General features: G+C 70.4%; 19 protein-coding genes. 12 read left to right on the plus strand and 7 right to left on the minus strand.

What is annotated here, in order from left to right; genetic code table 11:
* Positions 1 to 3: 3 nt before the first annotated feature.
* Positions 4 to 537, minus strand: a complete 534-nt coding sequence (locus tag CF165_RS03515; RefSeq protein ID WP_093945960.1) for a YbhB/YbcL family Raf kinase inhibitor-like protein — start codon at positions 535 to 537, stop codon at positions 4 to 6.
* A gap of 173 nt (positions 538 to 710) precedes the next feature.
* On the opposite strand from CF165_RS03515, the gene CF165_RS03520 reads away from it, so the two are divergent.
* From CF165_RS03520 to CF165_RS03550, 7 genes are all read left to right on the plus strand, one after another.
* Positions 711 to 1,481 carry a DUF4097 family beta strand repeat-containing protein gene (locus tag CF165_RS03520; RefSeq protein ID WP_093945961.1) on the plus strand — a complete coding sequence of 257 codons (771 nt, stop codon included), beginning with the start codon at positions 711 to 713 and terminating at the stop codon, positions 1,479 to 1,481.
* A gap of 28 nt (positions 1,482 to 1,509) precedes the next feature.
* Positions 1,510 to 1,743, plus strand: coding sequence for a hypothetical protein (locus tag CF165_RS03525; RefSeq protein ID WP_143268432.1), 234 nt, complete (start codon positions 1,510 to 1,512; stop codon positions 1,741 to 1,743).
* Positions 1,744 to 1,809: 66 nt separating this feature from the next.
* Positions 1,810 to 3,252 carry an alpha/beta hydrolase gene (locus CF165_RS03530; protein ID WP_093945963.1) on the plus strand — a complete coding sequence of 481 codons (1,443 nt, stop codon included), beginning with the start codon at positions 1,810 to 1,812 and terminating at the stop codon, positions 3,250 to 3,252.
* A 242-nt stretch (positions 3,253 to 3,494) separates the two neighbouring features.
* On the plus strand, positions 3,495 to 5,375 hold the full coding sequence (gene dnaK, locus CF165_RS03535; RefSeq protein WP_093945964.1) for a molecular chaperone DnaK: 1,881 nt from the start codon (positions 3,495 to 3,497) through the stop codon (positions 5,373 to 5,375).
* Positions 5,372 to 6,079 (plus strand): nucleotide exchange factor GrpE, encoded by a 708-nt coding sequence (gene grpE, locus CF165_RS03540; protein WP_093945965.1) that lies wholly within the window; start codon positions 5,372 to 5,374, stop codon positions 6,077 to 6,079. Before dnaK ends, grpE begins: the two co-directional genes overlap by 4 nt.
* A gap of 36 nt (positions 6,080 to 6,115) precedes the next feature.
* Positions 6,116 to 7,285, plus strand: a complete 1,170-nt coding sequence (gene dnaJ, locus CF165_RS03545) for a molecular chaperone DnaJ (RefSeq protein WP_093945966.1) — start codon at positions 6,116 to 6,118, stop codon at positions 7,283 to 7,285.
* 5 nt (positions 7,286 to 7,290) lie between these two features.
* A complete protein-coding gene (locus CF165_RS03550; RefSeq protein WP_093945967.1) occupies positions 7,291 to 7,716 on the plus strand; it encodes a heat shock protein transcriptional repressor HspR in 426 nt (141 codons plus the stop codon).
* Between the two features lie 71 nt (positions 7,717 to 7,787).
* On the opposite strand, the gene CF165_RS03555 is transcribed toward CF165_RS03550, so the two are convergent.
* The 5 genes from CF165_RS03555 to CF165_RS03575 all read right to left on the minus strand — a co-directional run bounded on the left by CF165_RS03555 (position 7,788) and on the right by CF165_RS03575 (position 12,629).
* Positions 7,788 to 8,312: a DUF305 domain-containing protein gene (locus CF165_RS03555; RefSeq protein WP_240521438.1), complete on the minus strand. Its 525-nt coding sequence runs from the start codon at positions 8,310 to 8,312 to the stop codon at positions 7,788 to 7,790.
* Positions 8,309 to 9,055, minus strand: coding sequence for a lytic polysaccharide monooxygenase (locus CF165_RS03560; protein WP_093945968.1), 747 nt, complete (start codon positions 9,053 to 9,055; stop codon positions 8,309 to 8,311). The genes CF165_RS03555 and CF165_RS03560 overlap by 4 nt, the downstream gene beginning before the upstream one ends.
* Before the next feature lie 167 nt (positions 9,056 to 9,222).
* The gene (locus CF165_RS03565) at positions 9,223 to 9,918 is read right to left on the minus strand and encodes a dienelactone hydrolase family protein (RefSeq protein ID WP_093945969.1); all 696 of its coding nucleotides are present in this window, start codon (positions 9,916 to 9,918) and stop codon (positions 9,223 to 9,225) included.
* A gap of 74 nt (positions 9,919 to 9,992) precedes the next feature.
* Positions 9,993 to 11,096, minus strand: a complete 1,104-nt coding sequence (locus tag CF165_RS03570) for a globin domain-containing protein (protein ID WP_093946383.1) — start codon at positions 11,094 to 11,096, stop codon at positions 9,993 to 9,995.
* 357 nt (positions 11,097 to 11,453) lie between these two features.
* Complete coding sequence (locus tag CF165_RS03575; RefSeq protein WP_205660756.1) at positions 11,454 to 12,629, minus strand: globin domain-containing protein; 1,176 nt, start codon at positions 12,627 to 12,629, stop codon at positions 11,454 to 11,456.
* A 308-nt stretch (positions 12,630 to 12,937) separates the two neighbouring features.
* On the opposite strand from CF165_RS03575, the gene CF165_RS03580 reads away from it, so the two are divergent.
* The 4 genes from CF165_RS03580 to CF165_RS03595 all read left to right on the plus strand — a co-directional run bounded on the left by CF165_RS03580 (position 12,938) and on the right by CF165_RS03595 (position 18,368).
* On the plus strand, positions 12,938 to 13,423 hold the full coding sequence (locus tag CF165_RS03580; RefSeq protein WP_093945971.1) for a MarR family winged helix-turn-helix transcriptional regulator: 486 nt from the start codon (positions 12,938 to 12,940) through the stop codon (positions 13,421 to 13,423).
* Between the two features lie 101 nt (positions 13,424 to 13,524).
* On the plus strand, positions 13,525 to 14,712 hold the full coding sequence (locus CF165_RS03585) for an MFS transporter (RefSeq protein ID WP_093945972.1): 1,188 nt from the start codon (positions 13,525 to 13,527) through the stop codon (positions 14,710 to 14,712).
* A gap of 111 nt (positions 14,713 to 14,823) precedes the next feature.
* Positions 14,824 to 17,418 carry an ATP-dependent chaperone ClpB gene (clpB, locus tag CF165_RS03590; protein ID WP_093945973.1) on the plus strand — a complete coding sequence of 865 codons (2,595 nt, stop codon included), beginning with the start codon at positions 14,824 to 14,826 and terminating at the stop codon, positions 17,416 to 17,418.
* Positions 17,419 to 17,582: 164 nt separating this feature from the next.
* Positions 17,583 to 18,368, plus strand: coding sequence for a TtfA family protein (locus tag CF165_RS03595; protein ID WP_093945974.1), 786 nt, complete (start codon positions 17,583 to 17,585; stop codon positions 18,366 to 18,368).
* On the opposite strand, the gene CF165_RS03600 is transcribed toward CF165_RS03595, so the two are convergent.
* Positions 18,365 to 19,294, minus strand: coding sequence for a hypothetical protein (locus tag CF165_RS03600; RefSeq protein WP_093945975.1), 930 nt, complete (start codon positions 19,292 to 19,294; stop codon positions 18,365 to 18,367). The two genes, CF165_RS03595 and CF165_RS03600, sit on opposite strands and share 4 nt — an antisense overlap.
* 70 nt (positions 19,295 to 19,364) lie before the next feature.
* Here CF165_RS03600 and CF165_RS03605 point away from each other — a divergent pair, with 70 nt between their 5' ends.
* Positions 19,365 to 20,132 carry an SDR family NAD(P)-dependent oxidoreductase gene (locus CF165_RS03605; protein ID WP_093945976.1) on the plus strand — a complete coding sequence of 256 codons (768 nt, stop codon included), beginning with the start codon at positions 19,365 to 19,367 and terminating at the stop codon, positions 20,130 to 20,132.
* The last annotated feature ends 4 nt before the right edge of the window (positions 20,133 to 20,136 follow it).

Raw genomic sequence — 20,136 nt, forward strand, 5'->3', positions numbered from 1 at the left:
AACTCAGCCCTTGTTCTCGTACACCGGCGTGATCACGGCGCGGGCCAAGGTGTGCCCGAACATGTTGAAGCCGAGGAACGCCGGCGTCGCGTCCTCCGGGACGTCCAGCTTGTCGACGTCCAGCGCGTGCACCGCGAAGTAATACCGGTGCGGGCCGTGCCCGGGCGGGGGCGCCGCGCCGAGGAACTGCTTGACCCCGCCGTCGCCCTTCAAGGTCACCGCTCCTTCGGGGAGGCCGGAGCCGTCGCCCGCGCCGGAGGCCAGTTCCGTCACCGACGCCGGGACGTTGAACACGGCCCAGTGCCAGAACCCGCTGCCGGTGGGGGCGTCCGGGTCGTAGCAGGTCACCGCGAAGCTCTTCGTCTCCGCCGGGAATCCCGCCCACGCCAGGTGCGGCGAACGGTCCTCGCCGCCGGCGCCGAAGATGCCGGACAAATGGGGCGTGGCCAGGGTTTCGCCGTCGGCGACATCGCTGCTGCGGAGGGTGAAGGACGGCACGTCGGGCAGGGATTCGTACGGGCCGGGTGCTTGCGGCATGGCTCCTCCTGATCAAGAACTGCGAGTCTGCGCCAGGTTAGGCCCCCGATGCCGCCCCCGCGTGTCAGGGACGGATCTCAGGGTCTTTCGGGGGGTTACCCCCATGTACCGCCTCTTCACCAGGCCATAACGTTTCTCACGCAGAGGAAACGATACTGAGGGGACCAACGACCATGGCGCGCCCGCTTCTGGCCCTGGGTGGCATCGTCTTGATCGGCGTCGGCCTGGCGACCGCCTTCGGCTGGGGCTGGGGCTCGGACTTCGACAACACCAGCACCGTCTCGCAGACCATCCGGAGCGTGAAGCTGGAGGGCGACTCGGGATCGGTGAAGATCCGCACCGGCACGGGACCGTCGACGGTGCACGAAAAGGTCAGCTACCACTGGCGCAGCAAGCCGGGCGGGTCGTTCTACCGCGTCGACGGCGACCAGCTCGTGCTCACCGACTGCGGGAGCAACTGCTCGGTCGGCTTCGAGGTGGTCGTGCCGCCCGGTGTCCCGGTGACCGGCCGGATGGAATCGGGCGGCCTGGACGTCGCGGGGGTGGCGAGTGTGGACGTCCGGTCCGACTCCGGCCACGCCCGGGTCGAAGACGTGCCCGGCCTGGTGAAGCTGCAGCTGGACAGCGGCGGGATCGACCTGCGGGGCGTCGGCGAGGTCCAGCTGCGGGCGGACTCGGGCAGCATCAAGGGCACCGACGTGCGTGGCCCGGTCGACGTGACGTCGTCGAGCGGGAGCGTCGACTTCTCGCTGACGCAGGCGAACGACGTCAAGGTGAAGGCCGACAGCGGCAGCGTCGAGGTCGAGGTGCCGGGCGGCCCGTATCGCGTCCTCGGCAACAGCGACAGCGGCCACCGCGACATCAACGTCCCGACCGACGGCTCCGCGCCGCACACGCTGGACCTGACGACCGAAAGCGGCAGCGTCACGGTCCGCGCGGCCTGACCTTTCTCTTACTACGGGGGCTTTTCCGATGGGCAAGATCGAACGGCGGGTGCTGGCTGCCGCGCTTTTGGGGGCCGTCGCGATGTTCGGCGTCGTGGGTTTCGCGCGCGGCGAGGCGGCCGTGTCTCCGGCGCAGGGGGTGCCGGTCACCGCGGATTCCCACTATCGAGTGACTTCGTGGGTCGGTACCCCCGCTGAAGTCGTTGTGCAGCAAGGAAATCCCGATTTCTTCCTTTCTTCCTGGACCGTCCGCCGCTCCTGAATTGTCGGTGGTCGCTGTTAGGAAGGAAGCACGCCGAAGGCCGGCGTGCAGGGGAGGAAACGGATCATGGACGTGCGCCGGGTCGCCGCGGTCATCGCGGCGGTCGTGGTCATGGCGGCGGTACCGGCCGTCGCCGAAGCGTCGGCGCTGTCGTGGCGCCCGTGTGCCACGACGCAGGAGCCGGCGGCGGAGTGCGCGACGGTCGACGTGCCGATCGACCGCGGGCGGCCGGAACTCGGCTCGGCGCAGCTCGCGCTGGCCCGGCTGCCCGCGCTCGACCCGGGTCGCCGGATCGGCTCGCTGCTGGTGAACCCGGGCGGACCGGGTGGCTCCGGCGTCGGGTTCGTGCAGTTCGGCGGGCTGGCCTCGCCGGACCTCGCCCAGCTGCGGCAGCGGTTCGACGTCGTGGGGTTCGACCCGCGCGGCGACTGGTTCAGCACCCCGCGCATCACCTGCGACGCGGCGACGCTGTTCGACCCGGCGCTGGACCGGTTCCCGTCGACCCGCGCGGGGTTCGACGCGCTGGTGGCGCACAACCGGGCGGCGGGCCAGGACTGCCTGGCCAGAACCGGGCCGTTGCTGGCGAACGCGGACACGCAGAGCGCGGCCGAGGACGTCGAGACGATCCGCGCCGCGCTCGGCGAGCCGAGGATCTCCTGGCTGGGTCTCTCCTACGGCACGGAACTGGGCGCGATCTACGCGTCGAAACACCCCGGGCGGGTGCGCACGATGGTGCTCGACGGGGCTGTCGACCACACGCGGCCGCTGCGTCAGGCGATTCTCGAGGAGGCCGCGGCGACCGAGGACGCGCTGGTCCGGTTCGCGGGCTGGTGCCGTGGCTCGGCGGAGTGCGTCCTGCACGGGCAGGACGTCCTCCGCTTCTACGACGACGTCGTGGCCAGGGCGGCGCAGGGGGCGATCTGGTCGAGCGACCTCGGCCGCAAGGCGACGGCCGACGAGGTCTCGGCCGGCGTCTACAACCACCTCTACATCCGGGAGGAATGGCCGCTGCTGGGGAAGGCGCTGGCCGCGGCCGGCGGGGAGTTCCCCGACGCGAAGGGGCTGACCGAGCGGAACCAGTTCCTGTCCCCGATCTACGGGGCCTACCGGGCGATCGGCTGCCACGACTTCCCGTCGCCGTTCACCGGGCCGGTGGACATGGGCGTGATGGCCGGACTGGTCCGCACGGTGGCCCCGCACAGCTGGCGGTACTCCGAGTTCTGGGACCTCACGAGCGGGTGCGCCGGCTGGCCCGTCCCGGCGAAGAACCCACCGCAACCCCACCCGGTGCACGGCGCCCCGCCGATCCTGGTCGTCGGCGGCGCGCACGACCCGGCGACACCGCTGTCCTGGGCCCGTGGGCTGGCCGCGAGCATCGACAGCGCGGATCTGCTCACCCGGGCCGACGACGGCCACACCGGGCTGTTCAACTCCGCCTGCGCCCGCGCGGCCGAGGTGAAGTACCTGGTGAGCGGGGTCACGCCGGGCCGTGACCTGGTCTGCCGGTGAACCTGCCGAGGTCGTGAGCGGCGTCACACCCCATTGCTGGGCAGACGGCCGCCGGACCCGGGAACAAGAACCCGAACCGGCTCGTTAGGCTGGGTACGAAGGTTGAGCGCAGCCGACTCAAGTCTGGCTTGACGGGATGCGCGGAGGCCCGATAGAACTTGCCAGAGCCCCGCTCAAGATGGGGGCGAACGTGCAGGTCACGAACCATAGCAGGCGAGCTGCTTACACAGGAGGAAAGCACCATGGCGCGAGCGGTCGGCATCGACCTCGGCACGACCAACTCGGTCGTCGCCGTCCTTGAGGGCGGCGAGCCGACGGTCATCGCCAACTCGGAAGGCTCCCGGACCACCCCCTCGATCGTCGCCTTCGCCAAGAACGGCGAAGTGCTGACCGGTCAGCCGGCGAAGAACCAGGCCGTGACGAACGTCGACCGGACGATCCGGTCCGTGAAGCGGCACATCGGCACCGACTGGAAGACCGAGATCGACGGCAAGAACTACACGTCGCAGGAGATCAGCGCACGCGTGCTGATGAAGCTCAAGCGCGACGCCGAGGCGTACCTGGGCGAGACGATCACCGACGCGGTGATCACCGTCCCGGCGTACTTCGAGGACGCCCAGCGGCAGGCCACCAAGGAGGCCGGGCAGATCGCCGGCCTGAACGTGCTCCGCATCGTCAACGAGCCGACCGCCGCCGCGCTGGCGTACGGCCTGGACAAGGGCGAGAAGGAACAGACCATCCTGGTCTTCGACCTCGGTGGTGGCACCTTCGACGTCTCGCTGCTGGAGATCGGCGAAGGCGTCGTCGAGGTCCGCGCGACCTCCGGTGACAACCACCTCGGTGGTGACGACTGGGACGAGCGCATCGTCAAGTGGCTGGTCGACAAGTTCAAGGCCACGAACGGCATCGACCTGACCAAGGACAAGATGGCGCTGCAGCGCATCCGTGAGGCCGCGGAGAAGGCGAAGATCGAGCTGTCGAGCTCGAACTCGGCCGGCATCAACCTGCCGTACATCACCGTGGACGCGGACAAGAACCCGCTGTTCCTCGACGAGCAGCTCTCGCGCGCCGAGTTCCAGAAGATCACCTCGGACCTGCTCGACCGCACCAAGGCGCCGTTCAACAACGTCATCCGGGACGCGGGCATCTCCGTCGGCGACATCGACCACGTCGTGCTCGTCGGTGGTTCCACCCGCATGCCGGCCGTCGCCGAGCTGGTCAAGGAGCTGACCGGCGGTCGCGAGCCGAACAAGGGCGTGAACCCGGACGAGGTCGTCGCGGTCGGCGCGGCGCTGCAGGCCGGTGTGCTGAAGGGCGAGGTCAAGGACGTCCTGCTGCTGGACGTCACCCCGCTGTCGCTGGGCATCGAGACCAAGGGTGGCGTGTTCACCAAGCTCATCGAGCGCAACACCACGATCCCGACCAAGCGCTCGGAGATCTTCTCCACCGCGGACGACAACCAGCCGTCGGTGCAGATCCAGGTGTTCCAGGGTGAGCGCGAGATCGCCGCGCACAACAAGAAGCTCGGCATGTTCGAGCTGACCGGTCTCCCGCCCGCCCCGCGTGGCGTGCCGCAGATCGAGGTCACCTTCGACATCGACGCCAACGGCATCGTGCACGTGACCGCGAAGGACCTGGGCACGAACAAGGAACAGTCGATGACGATCACCGGTGGCTCCGCGCTGCCGAAGGACGACATCGAGCGCATGGTCAAGGACGCCGAGGCCCACGCCGAGGAGGACAAGAAGCGCCGCGAGGAGGCGGAGACCCGCAACCAGGCGGAGACGCTGGTCTACCAGACCGAGAAGTTCGTCAAGGACAACGACGACAAGCTGCCCGAGGACCTCAAGGGCAAGGTCAAGACCGCGATCGACGAGGCCAACGAGGCGCTGAAGGGCACCGACTCGACCAAGATCCGCGAGTCGATCGAGAAGCTGAACACCGCTTCGCAGGAGCTGGGCACCGCCCTGTACGCCAACGCGAACGCCGACGCGGCGGCCGGTGCGGCCGGCGCTGGAGGCTCGGCGGGGGCGGCCGGCGGCGACGCCGGTGCGGCTGGTGGCCAGGCCAAGGCCGATGACGTGGTGGACGCCGAGATCGTCGAAGAGGACGAGAAGAAGTGACCCACAGCTACGACGAATCCGAGAACCAGGGCCGAGGCCCCGAGGAGCCGGTGGTCGTGCGGGATCGGCGTCGGGTGGACCCCCAGACCGGGCAGGTCCGCCCGCCCGGTCCGGCCCACGCCGCGCCGGAGCCGGACGAGACGCCCGTGGAGCACGCGGGTCCCTCGCTCGGCGAGTCCATTGTGGACGACTCGGTGTCGGTCGTCTCCGACGTGGAGAAGGAGCTGGCCGAGCGCACCGCCGACCTCCAGCGCCTGCAGGCGGAGTACGCCAACTACCGCAAGCGGGTGGAGCGCGACCGCGAGGCGGTCGTGATCGGGGCGAAGGCGACCGTCGTGAACGACCTGCTGCCGCTGCTCGACGACCTCGAGCGGGCCGAGCAGCACGGTGACCTCACCGGGGCGTTCAAGGCGGTCGGCGACAAGCTGATCAGCGGCCTGCAGCGGGCGGGTCTCGAGTCGTTCGGCGCCGAGGGCGAGCCCTTCGACCCAAGCGTGCACGAGGCCGTGCAGCACAACACCTCGCCGGACGTGGCGGGCCCGACGGTCACCGTGGTCATGCGCCGCGGCTACCGCTTCGGGGACCGCGTACTGCGGGCGGCGCTGGTCGGCGTGACCGACCACGAGCCCGGTGCGGCCCCGGGGGACCCGTCCGTCGGTGGCGAGCGGCCACTCGGCGGCGGAGTCGATGAGCAGCAGCAGTAAGCACTGTCCGGTTCAAGTGGAAGGAGGAGACGCCCGATGAGCGCACGGGAATGGATCGGTAAGGACTTCTACCGTGAGCTGGGCGTCTCCTCCGACGCCACCGCGGACGAGATCAAGAAGGCCTACCGGAAGCTGGCCAAGGAGAACCACCCGGACGCGAACGCCGGCAACGCGCAGGCGGAGCAGAAGTTCAAGGCGGTCTCCGAGGCCTACGGCGTGCTCTCCGACGCGAGCAAGCGCAAGGAGTACGACGAGGCGCGGCGGCTCTTCGGCGGCGGGGGCGGCTTCAACTTCCCTGGCGGCGGGGGCACCGGCAGCTTCGACATGGGCGACATCTTCGGCCAGGCCGGCGCCAACCAGCAGGGCGGTTTCGGCGGGCTCGGCGACATCCTCGGCGGCCTGTTCGGCCGTGGCCGGGCGTCGGCGGGTGCGACGGCGAACCGGCCGCAGCGCGGTGCCGACGTCGAGACGGACGTCCGGATCGACTTCGCCGAGGCGGTCAAGGGCGCGACCCTGCCGCTGCGGCTGTCGAGCCCGGCGAGCTGTGCGACGTGCGGCGGCAACGGCGCGCGGCCGGGGACGTCACCGCGGACCTGCCCGACCTGTTCCGGTTCGGGTCTGGTCAGCCGCAGCCAGGGCGCGTTCGCGTTCTCCGAGCCGTGCCGCGACTGCCGCGGCCGCGGGACGATCATCGACGACCCGTGTCCCGAGTGCGGCGGCGAAGGCATCAGCACGCGGACCCGCACGCTGACCGTCCGGATCCCGCCGGGCGTCGACGACGACCAGCGCATCCGGCTGGCCGCCCAGGGCGAGCCGGGCCGGGGCGGGGCGCAGGCGGGCGACCTGTACGTCCGGGTGCACGTGGCCCCGCACGCGCTGTTCGGCCGCAAGGGGCTCGACCTGACGATCACCGTGCCGGTGGACTTCACCGAACTGGCCCTCGGCACCACGATCACGGTGCCGACGCTCGAGGGCAAGGTCTCGCTCAAGGTGCCGCCGGGCACGGCGAGCGGACGGGTGCTGCGCGTGCGCGGCAAGGGCATCGCCAAGCGCGACGGTTCGCAGGGTGACCTGCTCGTCACCCTCCAGGCGGCGATCCCCGCCAAACTGGACGACAAGGCGCGCGAGGCACTGCAGGCGTACGCCGAGGCGATGGCGGGGCACGACCCCCGGCCGGAGATCACCGAGCTGCTGCAAGGTAGGTGAGACAGATGTTCGGCGGGATGCCCCCTGAGGGGGACGAGGAGACCCCGGTGTTCGTCATCTCGGTGGCGGCCCAGCTCGCCGGGATGCACGCGCAGACGTTGCGCACCTACGACCGGCAGGGCCTGGTGTCACCGGGCCGCACCCCCGGCGGCGGCCGGCGCTACTCGATGCGGGACATCGCGCTGCTGCGCGAGGTCCAGCGCCTGTCGCAGGAGGACGGCGTCAACCTGGCCGGCATCAAGCGCATCATCGAGCTGGAGAACCAGGTCGACGCGCTGCGGGCCCGGATCACCGAGCTGACCGAAGAACTGGCCGCGGCCTACCTGGCGGCGGATCAGGCCGCGGCGGCGGCGCACGCGTCCTACCGCCGGGACCTGGTGCCCCTCAACCAGCAGACGGCGATGGTGGTGTGGCGGCCCAAGCGCCGCTGACGACTGAGCGATGAAGGCCTCCCCGAGGTGACCGGGGAGGCCTTCTCGCGTTCAAGGCGTGCCGCCGGAGGTCACACCTTGAAGTTCAGCAGCTGCGCGACCTCCGCCGTCCGCGACTCGATGACCCGCCGGGCCAGGTCGCGGGCCTGGGCGTTGACCCCGCCACCGGTCTCGGTCCGGGCCAGCTCGACCGCGCCCTGCTGCTGCCCGGTCAGCACGTCCCGGAACTCGCGGCCGAACTCGGCGTCCGGGGCGGCCTTCAACGCGGCCACGAGATCCGGTGACGTCATCTTCATGCCGCCGTGGCCGGCGTGGGCCTGCGGATCCGTGTCCATCGTCTCGGGCGCGGCCCAGCCGTGGAGCCAGCCCTTCATGGCGTCGATCTCGGTCTGCTGGGTCGCCCCGATCGCCGCCGCCAGTTCCTTCAGCGAGGCCGGCAACGGCCGGTCGGCGGCCAGCCGGACGATTTCGATGCCCTGCTGGTTCTGCGGGATCAGCATCTGCAGGAACATCACGTCGGCCGCGTTGTACGCGGGTGGGACGGCCGTCGCGCCGCAGCCGGTCAGCAGCAGCGCGACGGCCAGGACCAGCCTCACTGACGCTGCCAGAGTGCCGGGGTGTTCGGCGGCTCCCAGCCCGCGATCGCCGTGTGCGGCTGGATGCAGCGGTAGCTCGCGCCGCCGTAGGTGACGACGTCACCGACCTTGTACGCCGTGCCCGCCGCCCACGTGCCACTCGAAGGAGGCGTGGTCGTCGTGGGAGGCCGGGTCGTGGTCGGTGGCGGGGACGTCGTCGTGGTCGGCGGTGGCGTCCCGCCGCCGCCGATCTGGAGGTCGACGCAGCTGTAGAACGCGTTGACCGTGTCGGAGATGTTCCAGATCGCGAGTACCTTCACCCGGCCCGAATGACCGGCCAGGTTCACCGTGTGCGACACCGTCGCCGGTGGCTGCTGGCCGTTGCCGTCGAACGACGCGACGAGGGTGTTGCCGACGAAGTACTGGTAGTCCTTCGTGGCGTGCCGGGCGGTGAACACCCAGTTGAACGTCACCGTCGTGCCGACGGACTTGGCGGGCCACGGCTTCGACTCGTCGGAGAGCTGCGAGAAGCGCGAGTTGCCGCCGTCGCAGCTGCGCAGGCCCTTGGGGCCTTCGACGCTCTGGGGTTCGTAGACGATGCTGCCGCAGTCGGGGACCTTCCCGGCCGCGCAGTTGGCCTGCCGGCTGGGCGGGTCCGAGATGTACCCGTGGGCACTCGCGGTGGTGGCGGGGAGGACGACGACCAGCACCGGCGCGAGCAGGACACCGGCAGCGGCCGCGAAAAGCTTTCTGTTCCAGGTCATTTCGGCTCCTCGAGAGGGAACACCGTTGTTCCGGGGGAGGGCGAACGAGCACATCGGAGGGGACGATGTGGTCTAGACCATAAGATGATTCGGGCACAACGGTCAACGAAGTACCGCCATTCGACGGTTTCGGTCCTCCGCTCGGCCCAGTGCGAAGGTCGGTCCGGCTACTGCAGGTGTTCGCCGAAGAACGACGTCACCCGGCGCCACGCGTCTTCGGCGGACTCGTGGTGGTAGGTGAACCCGACGACCTTGAGCAGCAGGTTCACCGGGGCCGCGGTGTCGATCTTGTTGGCGAACCCGTGGCTGGCGTCCGGGTACTCCTTGACGTCGTGCGGGATGCCACGCTCGGTGAGCGCCGTCTCGAGTTTCGCCGCGGCGCCCCGCAGCCCGAAGTCCTTCTTTCCGAAGCTCGCGACGATCGGACAGGCCTCGTCCAGCACCGACAGGTTCTTCGGCAGCTGCCCGTAGTACGGCGCGGACGCGGAGAACCCACGCGTCGCCGCGACGAGGGCGAAGCCGCCGCCCATGCAGAACCCGGCGACGCCGATCCGGCCCGAGCAGTCTTCCCGCCCGGCCAGGATCGCGCGGGACGCCTCGATGTCGTCGAACGCCTGGCCGCGGTGGGCGAACATGTCCGAGAACACCCGCCGCACGCAGCGGCGCATGCCCCCGCGTGAATACAGGTCCGGGCTGAGCGCCAGATATCCCTCGCGGGCGAAGCGGTCGGTGATGTTTTTCGTGTCCTGGCTCAGCCCGAACGCGTCGTGGATGAGCACCACCCCCGGGTGCGGTCCCTCGCCGCCGGGTTCCGCCAGGTAGCCGCCGATGGTGCCGTCCGCAACCGGAATGGTCATCTCCATATCGGCGAAGATAGCGAGAATTCACCGGCTCCGCGCGGGAGGCTGAGAGTTTCTCAGTACATTCCGGGCAAAACTCAGTCCAGGGTGAACGGGTCGTAGGATATTCGTTCCAGATCGATCCCGCCGGCCAGCAGTTTCGCCACCGTCGCCTGGATCATCGCCGGCGAACCGGAAACGAGGACGTCGTGGTCCCGCCACGTGCCCCGCTGGGTCACGGCGTGGGCGAGCGTGCCCCGGTCGCCGCCGGTCACGGCGCCCTCCTCCGTGACCGGCGTGACCGTCAGCCACCTGGACATCGCGCGCAGCCGGCGCAGGTCCTCCAGCGCGTACAGGTCTTCCGGTCTTCGGCCCCCGAAGAACAGGTGCACCGGCGGGTTCCGCTTCCAGTGCGAGAGGTCGTCGAGGATCGCCAGCAACGGCGTGATCCCGGTGCCGCCGCCGATCAGGAGCAACGGCCGTTTCGCCGTGGTCGGCCGCACGTTCAGCACGCCCATCGCCGGGCCGAGGCGCCAGACGTCACCCGGCTTGGTGTGGTTGACGATGCTTCCGCTGACCCAGCCGCCGGGCACCGCGCGCACGTGGAAGGTGAGCTGGCCGTCGCCGCGGGGCGCGTTGGCCGGCGAAAGGTACCGCCAGAACCGAGGCCGCTGCGGTACTTCCACGCTGACGTAGCCCCCGGGGCGGTACGGCAGGAGACCTTCGGTGCGCACCTTCACCAGTGCGACGTCGCGGGCGAGCTTCCGGTGTTCCAGCACGGTCGCCGCCCACGCCGCCGGGCCGGTCTCCGCCTGGGCGGCCTCGCGCATGGTCTTGGCGATGAGCCCGTACGCCGTGGTCCACGCGGACTCCACCTCGGTGGTCCACTTCTCCTTCAGAAACCGTTTCAGCGCCGCGATCAGCGCCACCCCGACGGCGTCGTAGTGGCGGGCGACGACGCCGAACTTGCGGTGGTCGCGGCCCAGCTGGCCGAGGAAGGTGACCAGCTCGTCGGGCCGGTCGACCATCTGCACCACGTACACGAGCGCGCGCAGCAGCCTGCTTCGCTGGTTCGCCATGGTGACCGGGAACAGATCGCGGCAATCGGGGGCGACCACGAACAACGCGCCGTAGAAGTACTGCGCCAGTTCGTCGGCTTTCGGCTCGATCTCCGCAAAACTTTCACGAATCAACCGGGCCATCTCTCGTCCGTCCACGGCCGAAACGGGAAGCGTCTCGGGCATGGCGGAGATCTTCACGGATTCAGCACTCATCGGGAACGGTAATCTCCAGTCGTGCAAAGGCTTTTCACGCTGTGCATGCGGCGTCGCTGTGGCGGTGCCGCCCCCGAGGGTTCCCGACTGTAGGCGAATTCCCGTGCAGATGCGCGTGATTCCGCGCGTTCCCGCTCGAACGGAGCAATTCAGGTACGCCCGGTAAACCCCGTCTGCCACAGCGTAAAAATGATCACGCCCTCGGATTCATCCGTTACTGGTTGCCGATTTCCGAAGCGTAACGAAATCATTCACCGGACGGCGGATTGCCGTGGCCGGTGGCGGCTAGTCGATCGTGAACGGGTCGTACTGGATCTGGTCCAGTGCGCTGCCCGCGACCAGCATGCGCGACACCGTCGCACGGATCATCGCCGGTGAGCCGGACACGAGGATGTCGTGGCCGGGCCAGGCGCCGTACCGCGTGACGGCTTCCGCCAGCGTGCCCTGTTCGAACCCGGGGACGTCGCCGCCGCGCTCCACCACCGGCGTGATGGTCAGCCACGGGTTGATGGCCGCGAGCGCCCGCAGTTCTTCGAGGTCGTAGAGGTCCTCGCGGGTCGGCCCGCCGTAGAACAGGCGCGTCTTCGGGTTCTCGCCCCACAACGCCAGGTGGTCGAGGATCGCCCGCAGCGGCGCGACGCCCGTCCCGCCGGCGATCATCAGCACGCCCCGCGACGACTGCCGGTCGACCACCATCCGGCCCAGCGGCGGGCCGAGGCGCCAGACGTCGCCGGGCTGCGTGTGGCTGACGATGGCGCGGGAGACCCAGCCGCCGTCGATCGCGCGGACGTGGAACTCGATGCCGCCGTCCTCGCGCGGCGCGTTCGCCGGCGAGAGGTACCGCCACAACCGCGGCCGCTGGGGTACTTCGACGCTCACGTACTGGCCGGGGTGGTAAGGCACCGGCTGGTCGGGCATCAGCCGGACCAGGGCGAGGTCCCAGGTCAGCCGCCGGTGCTCGACGACGGTGGCCTGCCACGACGGCGGGTTCGTGTCGGCCGCGGCGGCGTCCTGCATGGCACGGGCGGCGATGGTGAACGCCTCGGCCCAGGCCCGTTCGACCTCGGGCGTCCACTCGGGGCCGAGGTGGTTCTTGAGGGACGCCAGCAGCGCGGTGCCGACCGCTTCGTAGTGGCGGGGCACGACGCCGAACTTGCGGTGGTCGCGCCCGAGCTGGCGCAGGAACGGCGCGAGGTCGTCGGGCCGGTCCACCATCTGCACGATGTGCACGAGCGCGCGCACCAGCCTGCCGCGCTGGATCTCCATGTTGATCGGGAAGAAGTCGCGCGTGGTCGGGGCCAGGGTGAACAGCATCCCGTAGAAGAACTGCGAAATGTCGGCGATGTACGGCTCGGACTTGGCCCAGCTGTCCCGGATGAGCCGGACCATCGCCGTGACGGCCGCGGGAGCTTCGCGCGGCGCCGAAGACCTGGGGAGGGGGCTGACCGAGTCGGCTGTCATGGGCCGGTGTTCACGGGTCGGTTGAGCTGCGACACCCCGTCACGCACCGCCGGCCTGGGCGCGGCGACGGCTCTTCCGCTCACCGCCGCCTCCTGGGTCCATCGCCACTGCGTCCACCTCGTCACTCGAACGTGCCGCTCGCACGGCCCGTCCGCAGGGTAGCGGCCGGGCAGCCTTTTGCCCGCATTGTTGCTCCGACCGGGTGTATCCGCCCCGGTCACGGCGTGGGCGACCTCACCGCGCCGATGGTTGTCCTCGGCAAGCGTCCGGCAATAAACTTGTATTGCACAACTAAGGGAGGTGCCGAGATGGGCTCCGGCGAAACCGACGACGACGTCCGGGTCGAGCTCATGCGCGAGCTGAAGACCGCTTCCCAGCTCCAGCACGCCTGGATCATGCAAGCCTGGCAAAGCGAGCCGGGGTTGCACCCGGCGGCCGCGATGCTGCTCTCGGACCTGCTGAAGAACGGCGAAGCGCGGCCGTCCGAGCTCGCGAAACGCCGGTTCGTCGACCTGTCGGTCGTGAGCAGGCAGATCACCCAGCTCTCCGCCGCCGGGCTGATCGATCGCCGTCCCGCGCCCGAGGACGGCCGGGCGTCGCTGGTGAGCGTGTCCGAGAAGGGCCGGGCCGAGCTCGCCCGCTGGCGCGCCAACTACCTCGAGTTCATGGAGAAGGCGCTCGGCGGCTGGGACGACGAGCGCGTGACCGACCTCACCGCGCGGCTCGCGGAGATGAACACCGACCTCCGCCGGGCGCTCGGCAGCGCCGCTTTCCTGGCTGACACGAACAAGTGAACGCCCGCGGCGAAGAGGCATACCGGAAGTGGCTTTTTCCTCTCCGGAAAGTGGCCGTTCGGTCCTGACTCAGGGCCATTCGTCAGGGTTAACGTCGGTGGGTGACGCGTAGCCGGGTCGCACTGCTGTGCGCGTTGGGGATCGACAACTTCGGCTCAGGTTTGTTCCTCCCGTTGGCACTGGTCTACGTGACACAGGTGGTCGGCGTGCCGCTGGCGATGGCGGGTACCGCCGTCACCCTCGGTGCGGTCGGCGGCCTCGTCGTGCCGCCGCTGGCCGGGCGGCTGGTGGACCGCGTCGGGCCGCGCGCCGTGGTGATCGTCGCCCAGTTGCTGCAGGCCGCGGGCGCCGGCGCCTACCTCCTCGCCGACGGCCCCGGCCCGGTGGTGGTCGCGGCGGTCCTGCTCGCCGCCGGGCAGCAGCTCTTCTACAGCTCCCTGTTCGTGCTCATCGCCGACGTCGCGGGCGACGTCCCGAAGGATCGGCCGTTCGCCGAAGTGGGGATGGTGCGGGCCGCCTGCTTCGGCCTCGGCGGTCTCACGGCGGGTGCGCTCCTGACGTGGCTCGGCACCGCCGGCTACCGCATCGCACTCGCCGTCGACGTCGTGACGTTCTTCGTGGCCGCGTCGATCCTCACCGCCTTCGTCCAGCTCTCGCGGCCGCACCGGCAGACCTGCACGCCGACGGCCCGGGTGCTGCGCGACCGCCCCTACCTCGCGTTGATCCTCTTCAGCGGGCTCTTCGGGCTTTCGCTCGACTTCTTCCTGATCGGGACGCCGGTGTTCGTGCTCGACCGGCTGCACGGCCCGGCCTGGCTGCCGGGCGCGATCCTCGCGCTGCTGACCGTGGTGACCAGCGTCGGCGGCACGCTCGCGCTGCGGCTCACCGCCCGGCTGAACCGGATCGCCGCGATGCGGGCCGGTTCGGCGTTGTTCGCCGCGTGGTGCCTGGTCAGCCTGGGCGTGCTGGTCGTGCCCGACGAGTGGATCGTGGTCTACCTGCTGGCGTCGACGCTGGTGTTCGCCGCGGGTGACCTGGTCTTCGGGCCGCGGTCGGGGGCGCTGGCCGAGGCCGCGGCACCTCCGGTCGCCCGCGGACGTTATCTCGCCGCGTACCAGTACGCGTTCACCGTGGCGCAGGTGATCGCGCCGGTCGTGGTGTCGTTGTTCTCCGTCGCGAACTGGTTACCCTGGGTGCTGGTGGGGGCGTGCGCCGGCCTCGCCGTGGCCGGGCTGGGGATGCTGGGCTCGCGGTTGCCGGCCAGCGCGGTCGCTCCCGGACAGAGTTGAGCGGAACAGACTCAAGTTTTCGAGCGTTAGGGATAGTGTCAGGTCACGGTCAGGCCTGTCACCAGGCGTTTTTGAGTGTTTCAGCCGGAAGTACCGAGCATGAGGTGAGGGATGGACGCTTTCAACCCGACCACGAAGACCCAGCAGGCGATCTCGTCGGCGGCGCAGGCGGCCACGATGGCCGGCAACCCGCACGTCTCGGCGCCCCACCTGCTGGGTGCCCTGCTGGCGCAGGGCGAGGGGCTCACCGCGCCGCTGCTGACCGCGGTCGGGGCCGACCCGGAGGTGGTGCACAAGGAGCTCGAGCCGCTCATCGCGGCGCTGCCGTCCGCGACCGGCGCGACCGTGTCGAGCCCGCAGTTCGACACCTTCGCCGTCAAGTCGCTGACGCGCGCCCAGAAGCTCGCCACCGAGCTGGGCGACGAGTACGTCTCGACCGAGCACCTGCTCGTCGGGCTCGCCACCGAGGGCGGGCAGGTCGCCGACCTGCTCAAGCGCCACGGCGCGACGCCGGACGCGCTGCAGGAGGCGTTCGCCAAGGTCCGCGGCTCCGCCCGGATCACCAGCCCCGACCCCGAGAGCACGTTCAAGGCGCTCGAAAAGTACGGCGTGGACCTCACCGGGCGCGCCCGCGCCGGCGAGCTCGACCCGGTCATCGGGCGTGACACCGAGATCCGCCGCGTCGTGCAGGTGCTGTCGCGGCGCACGAAGAACAACCCGGTCCTGATCGGCGAGCCGGGTGTCGGCAAGACGGCCATCGTCGAGGGGCTGGCCCAGCGCATCGTCGCCGGCGACGTGCCGGAGTCGCTGCGCGGCAAGCGCGTGGTCGCCCTCGACCTCGGGTCGATGGTGGCCGGCGCGAAGTACCGCGGCGAGTTCGAAGAGCGGCTGAAGGCCGTGCTCAAGGAGATCACCGAGTCCGCGGGCGAGGTCATCACCTTCATCGACGAGCTGCACACCATCGTCGGCGCGGGCGCGACCGGCGAAGGCGCGATGGACGCGGGCAACATGATCAAGCCGATGCTCGCCCGCGGCGAGCTGCGGATGGTCGGCGCGACCACCCTCGACGAGTACCGCCAGCACATCGAGAAGGACGCCGCCCTCGAGCGGCGCTTCCAGCAGGTGCTCGTCGGCGAGCCGTCGCCGGAGGACACGATCGCGATCCTGCGCGGCTTGAAGGAGCGCTACGAGGTGCACCACGGTGTCCGGATCACGGACGCCGCGCTGGTCGCCGCCGCGACGCTGTCCGACCGCTACATCACCGCGCGCTTCCTGCCGGACAAGGCCATCGACCTGGTCGACGAAGCCGCGTCCAAGCTGCGCATGGAGATCGACTCGCGGCCGGTGGAGATCGACGAGGTCGAGCGGGCCGTGCGCCGCCTCGAGATCGAAGAGATGGCGCTGGCCAAGGAGAGCGACGCCGCTTCGAAGGACCGTCTCGCCGCGTTGCGTGCGGAGCTGGCCGAGAAGCGCGAGACGCTGACGGCGCTGACCGCGCGCTGGCAGAACGAGAAGGGCTCGATCGAGCGCGTCCGCGAGCTCAAGGAGCAGCTCGAACAGCTGCGCGGCGAGTCCGAGCGCGCCGAGCGCGACGGCGACCTCGGCAAGGCCGCCGAGCTGCGCTACGGCCGGATCCCGGCGCTGGAGAAGGAGTTCGAAGCGGCCACCGCGGCGAGCGAGGCCAGCCAGCAGAACGTCATGCTCAAGGAAGAGGTCGGCGCGGACGACGTCGCGGACGTGGTCAGCGCGTGGACCGGCATCCCGGCGGGACGGCTCCTGGAGGGCGAGACCGGCAAGCTGCTCCGGATGGAAGAGGAGCTGACCCGGCGGGTCATCGGGCAGGCCGAGGCGGTGCAGGTCGTCGCGGACGCGGTCCGCCGCGCCCGGGCCGGCGTCGCCGACCCCGACCGCCCGACCGGCTCGTTCCTGTTCCTCGGCCCGACCGGTGTCGGCAAGACCGAGCTGGCGAAGGCGCTGGCCGAGTTCCTGTTCGACGACGAGCGCGCGATGCAGCGCATCGACATGAGCGAGTACGCCGAGAAGCACTCGGTGGCACGCCTGGTCGGCGCCCCGCCGGGGTACGTCGGCTACGACCAGGGCGGCCAGCTGACCGAGGCCGTGCGGCGCCGCCCGTACTCGGTGGTGCTGCTCGACGAGGTGGAGAAGGCCCACCCGGACGTCTTCGACGTGCTGCTGCAGGTCCTCGACGACGGGCGGCTGACCGACGGCCAGGGCCGGACGGTGGACTTCCGGAACACCATCCTGATCCTGACGTCGAACCTCGGCTCGCAGGCCATCGCCGACCCGTCGCTCGACGAGCGGCAGCGGCGGGACGCCGTGCTGGACGTGGTGCAGCGGCAGTTCAAGCCGGAGTTCCTCAACCGGCTCGACGACATCGTCGTGTTCCACTCGCTCGGCACCGAGCAGCTGACGTCCATTGTGGACATCCAGGTCGCCCGGCTCGCCAAGCGGCTGGCCCAGCGGCGACTGAACCTGGAGGTCACCGACGGCGCCCGCGAGTGGCTCGCGCTGAACGGCTTCGACCCGATCTACGGCGCCCGGCCGCTGCGGCGGCTGGTCCAGTCGGCGATCGGCGACAAGCTGGCGAAGGAGCTGCTGTCGGGCGAAGTCCGGGACGGCGACACAGTGCGCGTCGACATCCCGGAGCTGGAAGCCGGTGACTCGCTGACCGTCACCCGCGTCTGACCGGTCGTGAGTGGCAAGGCGGGTTGGAACCCGTCTTGCCACTCACGACACCGTCCACAGTGGCGACATGTCGACCCGGCGCCGCCCAAATTGGTTCAAATGGGCGCGGCGACACGGGTACCGGCGATCATCCCTCCGGTGTAACAGGCGATACTCTGGCGGTCGTGGGTATTCCGGCGTGGATCTGGTTCGTCATCGCCGCCGTCGCGCTGGTGGCGGGGCTGGGGCTGCTCGCGGCCGACCGGGCGAAGGAGGGCTCGCGCAACCGCGAGCGAATGCGCTGGGCACAGTTGCGCGGCTGGCAGTTCGTCGAGGAGGACGAGCGGCTGCCGCAGCAGTGGACCGGCGGCGCGATCGGCTACTTCGGCGCGGACACCGCCGTCAACGTCGTCGCGGGCTCGACGTTCACCTCCGACGGCCGCCGCCCGGTGTTCATCTTCGACATCGAGACCGAGGGCCAGATCCCCGCGGTCGTGGTCGCCGTGCGCTGCAACAAGAAGCACCGGATCCCGATCGAGATGTGGCTGTCCAGCGTGCCGTTCCAGCGCGCCGACATGCCCGAGATGCTGGGCCCGATCGGCTCGCGCTACGCCTTCGCGGACGACGCCGACGGCGCCCGCGTCGTGATCACCCAGGAGCTCGTCGACGCCGCGGACCAGCTCGGCGGCGACGTCGGCGTGGCCTGGCTGGAGAACGAGTGGGTGCTCGCCAGCGTCGTCCCGACCGCGGGGCCGTCGCGGCTCGAGCGGCTGCTCCGGGATCTGGGCGAGATCGCGGACATCGTCGACCCGTTCGACGAGGACTACGACGCCGGCCGTCACCAGGCGAGCGCCCCGATCCCGGCCGAGACTCCCGTCCCGTCCGAAGCCGCCGCCCCGGGCACCCCGGCCGCCGGGACACCGGTCCAGCAGCCGCCCGCGGATGCGCCGCCGAAACCGAGCGAGAGCTAGAAGCCGAGCACCGGCCGGTCGAGCACGCTGAGCGACCCGGACCGGTCGAGCGTGCCGCGCACCGTCGTCGTGCCGCCTTCGGCGTGGACCACGTGGTCCACGCCGAGGTCGCCGCGGATCGAACCGGCCGGGCCGTCCGGGCCGACGGACTGGGTCGTCTTCGTCCAGCCCCAGGCCGGGCCGAGCTGACCACCCAGCTCGTGCTCCTGGTCCAGGTCGAGGACGCCCGCGATCTGGCCGGTCGCGTGCTGCTCGGACGTCGTGCCGACCGCGCCCAGGCTGCCGAGGTCGACCGCCTGGCCGGATGACCGGTTGGCCGACAGCGCGCCCTGGAGGTCGCCGGCGAAACTGCCGTGCAGGCCGGTGTCGAGCTGTTCCGCGTTCTGGCTCAGCACGTCGACGCCGTCGGCCAGCCAGACACCGTGGGTGGTGCCTTCGCCGAGGCCGGTCCGGCGCTCGGTGCCGCCGGCGATCGGGGAGAGCGACAGGGTGCGCGAATCACCTTGGCCGAGCCGCTGGTAGTTCGCGGTGACCGCGCGGACCGCACCGAGCCGCAAGGTGTGGCGGCCGTTGCGGGTGAGCGCCTCGGTTTCCCGCGACGCGGCCGACGTCTCCGTCTGCCGCTCCTCGCGGCGGGTGATCGCGGACTCGGCCAAGTCGGTGGTGAGAACCGCGCCGGCGACCTCCTTCGCCAGGAAGTCGTGGCGGGTCGCGGTCAGCGTCTCGCGCACCACCGACGAGTCGTCCTGGCCCGAAGTCGAGACGTCGCGCCCGAACGTGCTGTCCTCGCGGTGGTCGAGCGGCAGGGTCAGCTCGGCCGGGCTCGCGAGCGCGGCCGCGGGCGCCGCGAAAAGGAGCGCGACGGGGGCCGCGCCAACGGCGACTTTGGGCAGATAGCCGCTTTTGCGCCTGCTGTGCTTACCCATGCGCCGGACGATACTTCCCGCCGAATCGCCGCGCACGTCCGGCCCTGACCAGCGGGTATGGTTCACCCACATGACCACCACCGCTCTCATCACCGGAGCCACCGCGGGTATCGGCGCGCAGTTCGCACGCGCGCTCGCCGCCGAGAAATACGATCTGGTGCTCGTCGCCCGCGATACCGCGCGACTGGAGGCGTATGCCGCTGAGCTGCGCGAAAAGCACGGCGTCGCGGTCGAGGTGCTGCCCGCCGATTTGTCCGAAGTGGACGGACGAGCCGCCGTCGAGGAGCGGCTCGCCGCCGGCCCGGTCGACCTGCTCGTGAACAACGCCGGGTTCGGGTTGAACGGCGATTTCTGGACCATCCCGCCGGACGCGCTGCAGCGCCAGCTCGACGTCAACGTCACCGCCGTTCTGCGGCTCACCCGGGCCGTGCTGCCCGGCATGATCGAGCGCGGTCACGGCGAAATCATCCAGGTCAGCAGCGTGGCGGGCTTCTTCAGCGGCCGCGGCTCGACGTACACGGCGAGCAAGAACTGGGTCACGTCGTTCACCGAAGGCATCGCCGCGTCGCTGCCGAAGGGTGTCCGGATGATGGCGCTCTGCCCCGGTTTCACGGCGACCGAGTTCCACGAGCGGGCCGGCATCGGCAAACCCGGCCCGAAAATCGCCTGGCTGGGTGTCGAACAGGTGGTCGGCGAGGCGCTCGCGGATCTCCGCCGCGGCAAGGTGATCTCCGTGCCGAGCCTCCAGTACAAGGCCGTCGTCGCGATCGGCGGCCTGCTGCCGCGCGCGGTGCTGCGCCGGATCAGTGGCGGCTTCGGCGGCAAAGGCCGCACCTGAAAGG

Origin of the sequence: Amycolatopsis vastitatis (assembly GCF_002234595.1) — a bacterium.
Lineage (GTDB): Bacteria > Actinomycetota > Actinomycetes > Mycobacteriales > Pseudonocardiaceae > Amycolatopsis > Amycolatopsis vastitatis.

What these genes read in the sequence shown, in the direction of transcription:
- CF165_RS03515 (WP_093945960.1), bottom strand. Translation starts at nt 537, where the DNA reads ATGCCGCAAGCACCCGGCCCGTACGAATCCCTGCCCGACGTGCCGTCC.
- CF165_RS03520 (WP_093945961.1), top strand. Translation starts at nt 711, where the DNA reads ATGGCGCGCCCGCTTCTGGCCCTGGGTGGCATCGTCTTGATCGGCGTC.
- CF165_RS03525 (WP_143268432.1), top strand. Translation starts at nt 1,510, where the DNA reads ATGGGCAAGATCGAACGGCGGGTGCTGGCTGCCGCGCTTTTGGGGGCC.
- CF165_RS03530 (WP_093945963.1), top strand. Translation starts at nt 1,810, where the DNA reads ATGGACGTGCGCCGGGTCGCCGCGGTCATCGCGGCGGTCGTGGTCATG.
- dnaK (WP_093945964.1), top strand. Translation starts at nt 3,495, where the DNA reads ATGGCGCGAGCGGTCGGCATCGACCTCGGCACGACCAACTCGGTCGTC.
- dnaJ (WP_093945966.1), top strand. Translation starts at nt 6,116, where the DNA reads ATGAGCGCACGGGAATGGATCGGTAAGGACTTCTACCGTGAGCTGGGC.
- CF165_RS03550 (WP_093945967.1), top strand. Translation starts at nt 7,291, where the DNA reads ATGTTCGGCGGGATGCCCCCTGAGGGGGACGAGGAGACCCCGGTGTTC.
- CF165_RS03560 (WP_093945968.1), bottom strand. Translation starts at nt 9,055, where the DNA reads ATGACCTGGAACAGAAAGCTTTTCGCGGCCGCTGCCGGTGTCCTGCTC.
- CF165_RS03565 (WP_093945969.1), bottom strand. Translation starts at nt 9,918, where the DNA reads ATGGAGATGACCATTCCGGTTGCGGACGGCACCATCGGCGGCTACCTG.
- CF165_RS03570 (WP_093946383.1), bottom strand. Translation starts at nt 11,096, where the DNA reads ATGGCCCGGTTGATTCGTGAAAGTTTTGCGGAGATCGAGCCGAAAGCC.
- CF165_RS03575 (WP_205660756.1), bottom strand. Translation starts at nt 12,629, where the DNA reads ATGACAGCCGACTCGGTCAGCCCCCTCCCCAGGTCTTCGGCGCCGCGC.
- CF165_RS03580 (WP_093945971.1), top strand. Translation starts at nt 12,938, where the DNA reads ATGGGCTCCGGCGAAACCGACGACGACGTCCGGGTCGAGCTCATGCGC.
- clpB (WP_093945973.1), top strand. Translation starts at nt 14,824, where the DNA reads ATGGACGCTTTCAACCCGACCACGAAGACCCAGCAGGCGATCTCGTCG.
- CF165_RS03600 (WP_093945975.1), bottom strand. Translation starts at nt 19,294, where the DNA reads ATGGGTAAGCACAGCAGGCGCAAAAGCGGCTATCTGCCCAAAGTCGCC.
- CF165_RS03605 (WP_093945976.1), top strand. Translation starts at nt 19,365, where the DNA reads ATGACCACCACCGCTCTCATCACCGGAGCCACCGCGGGTATCGGCGCG.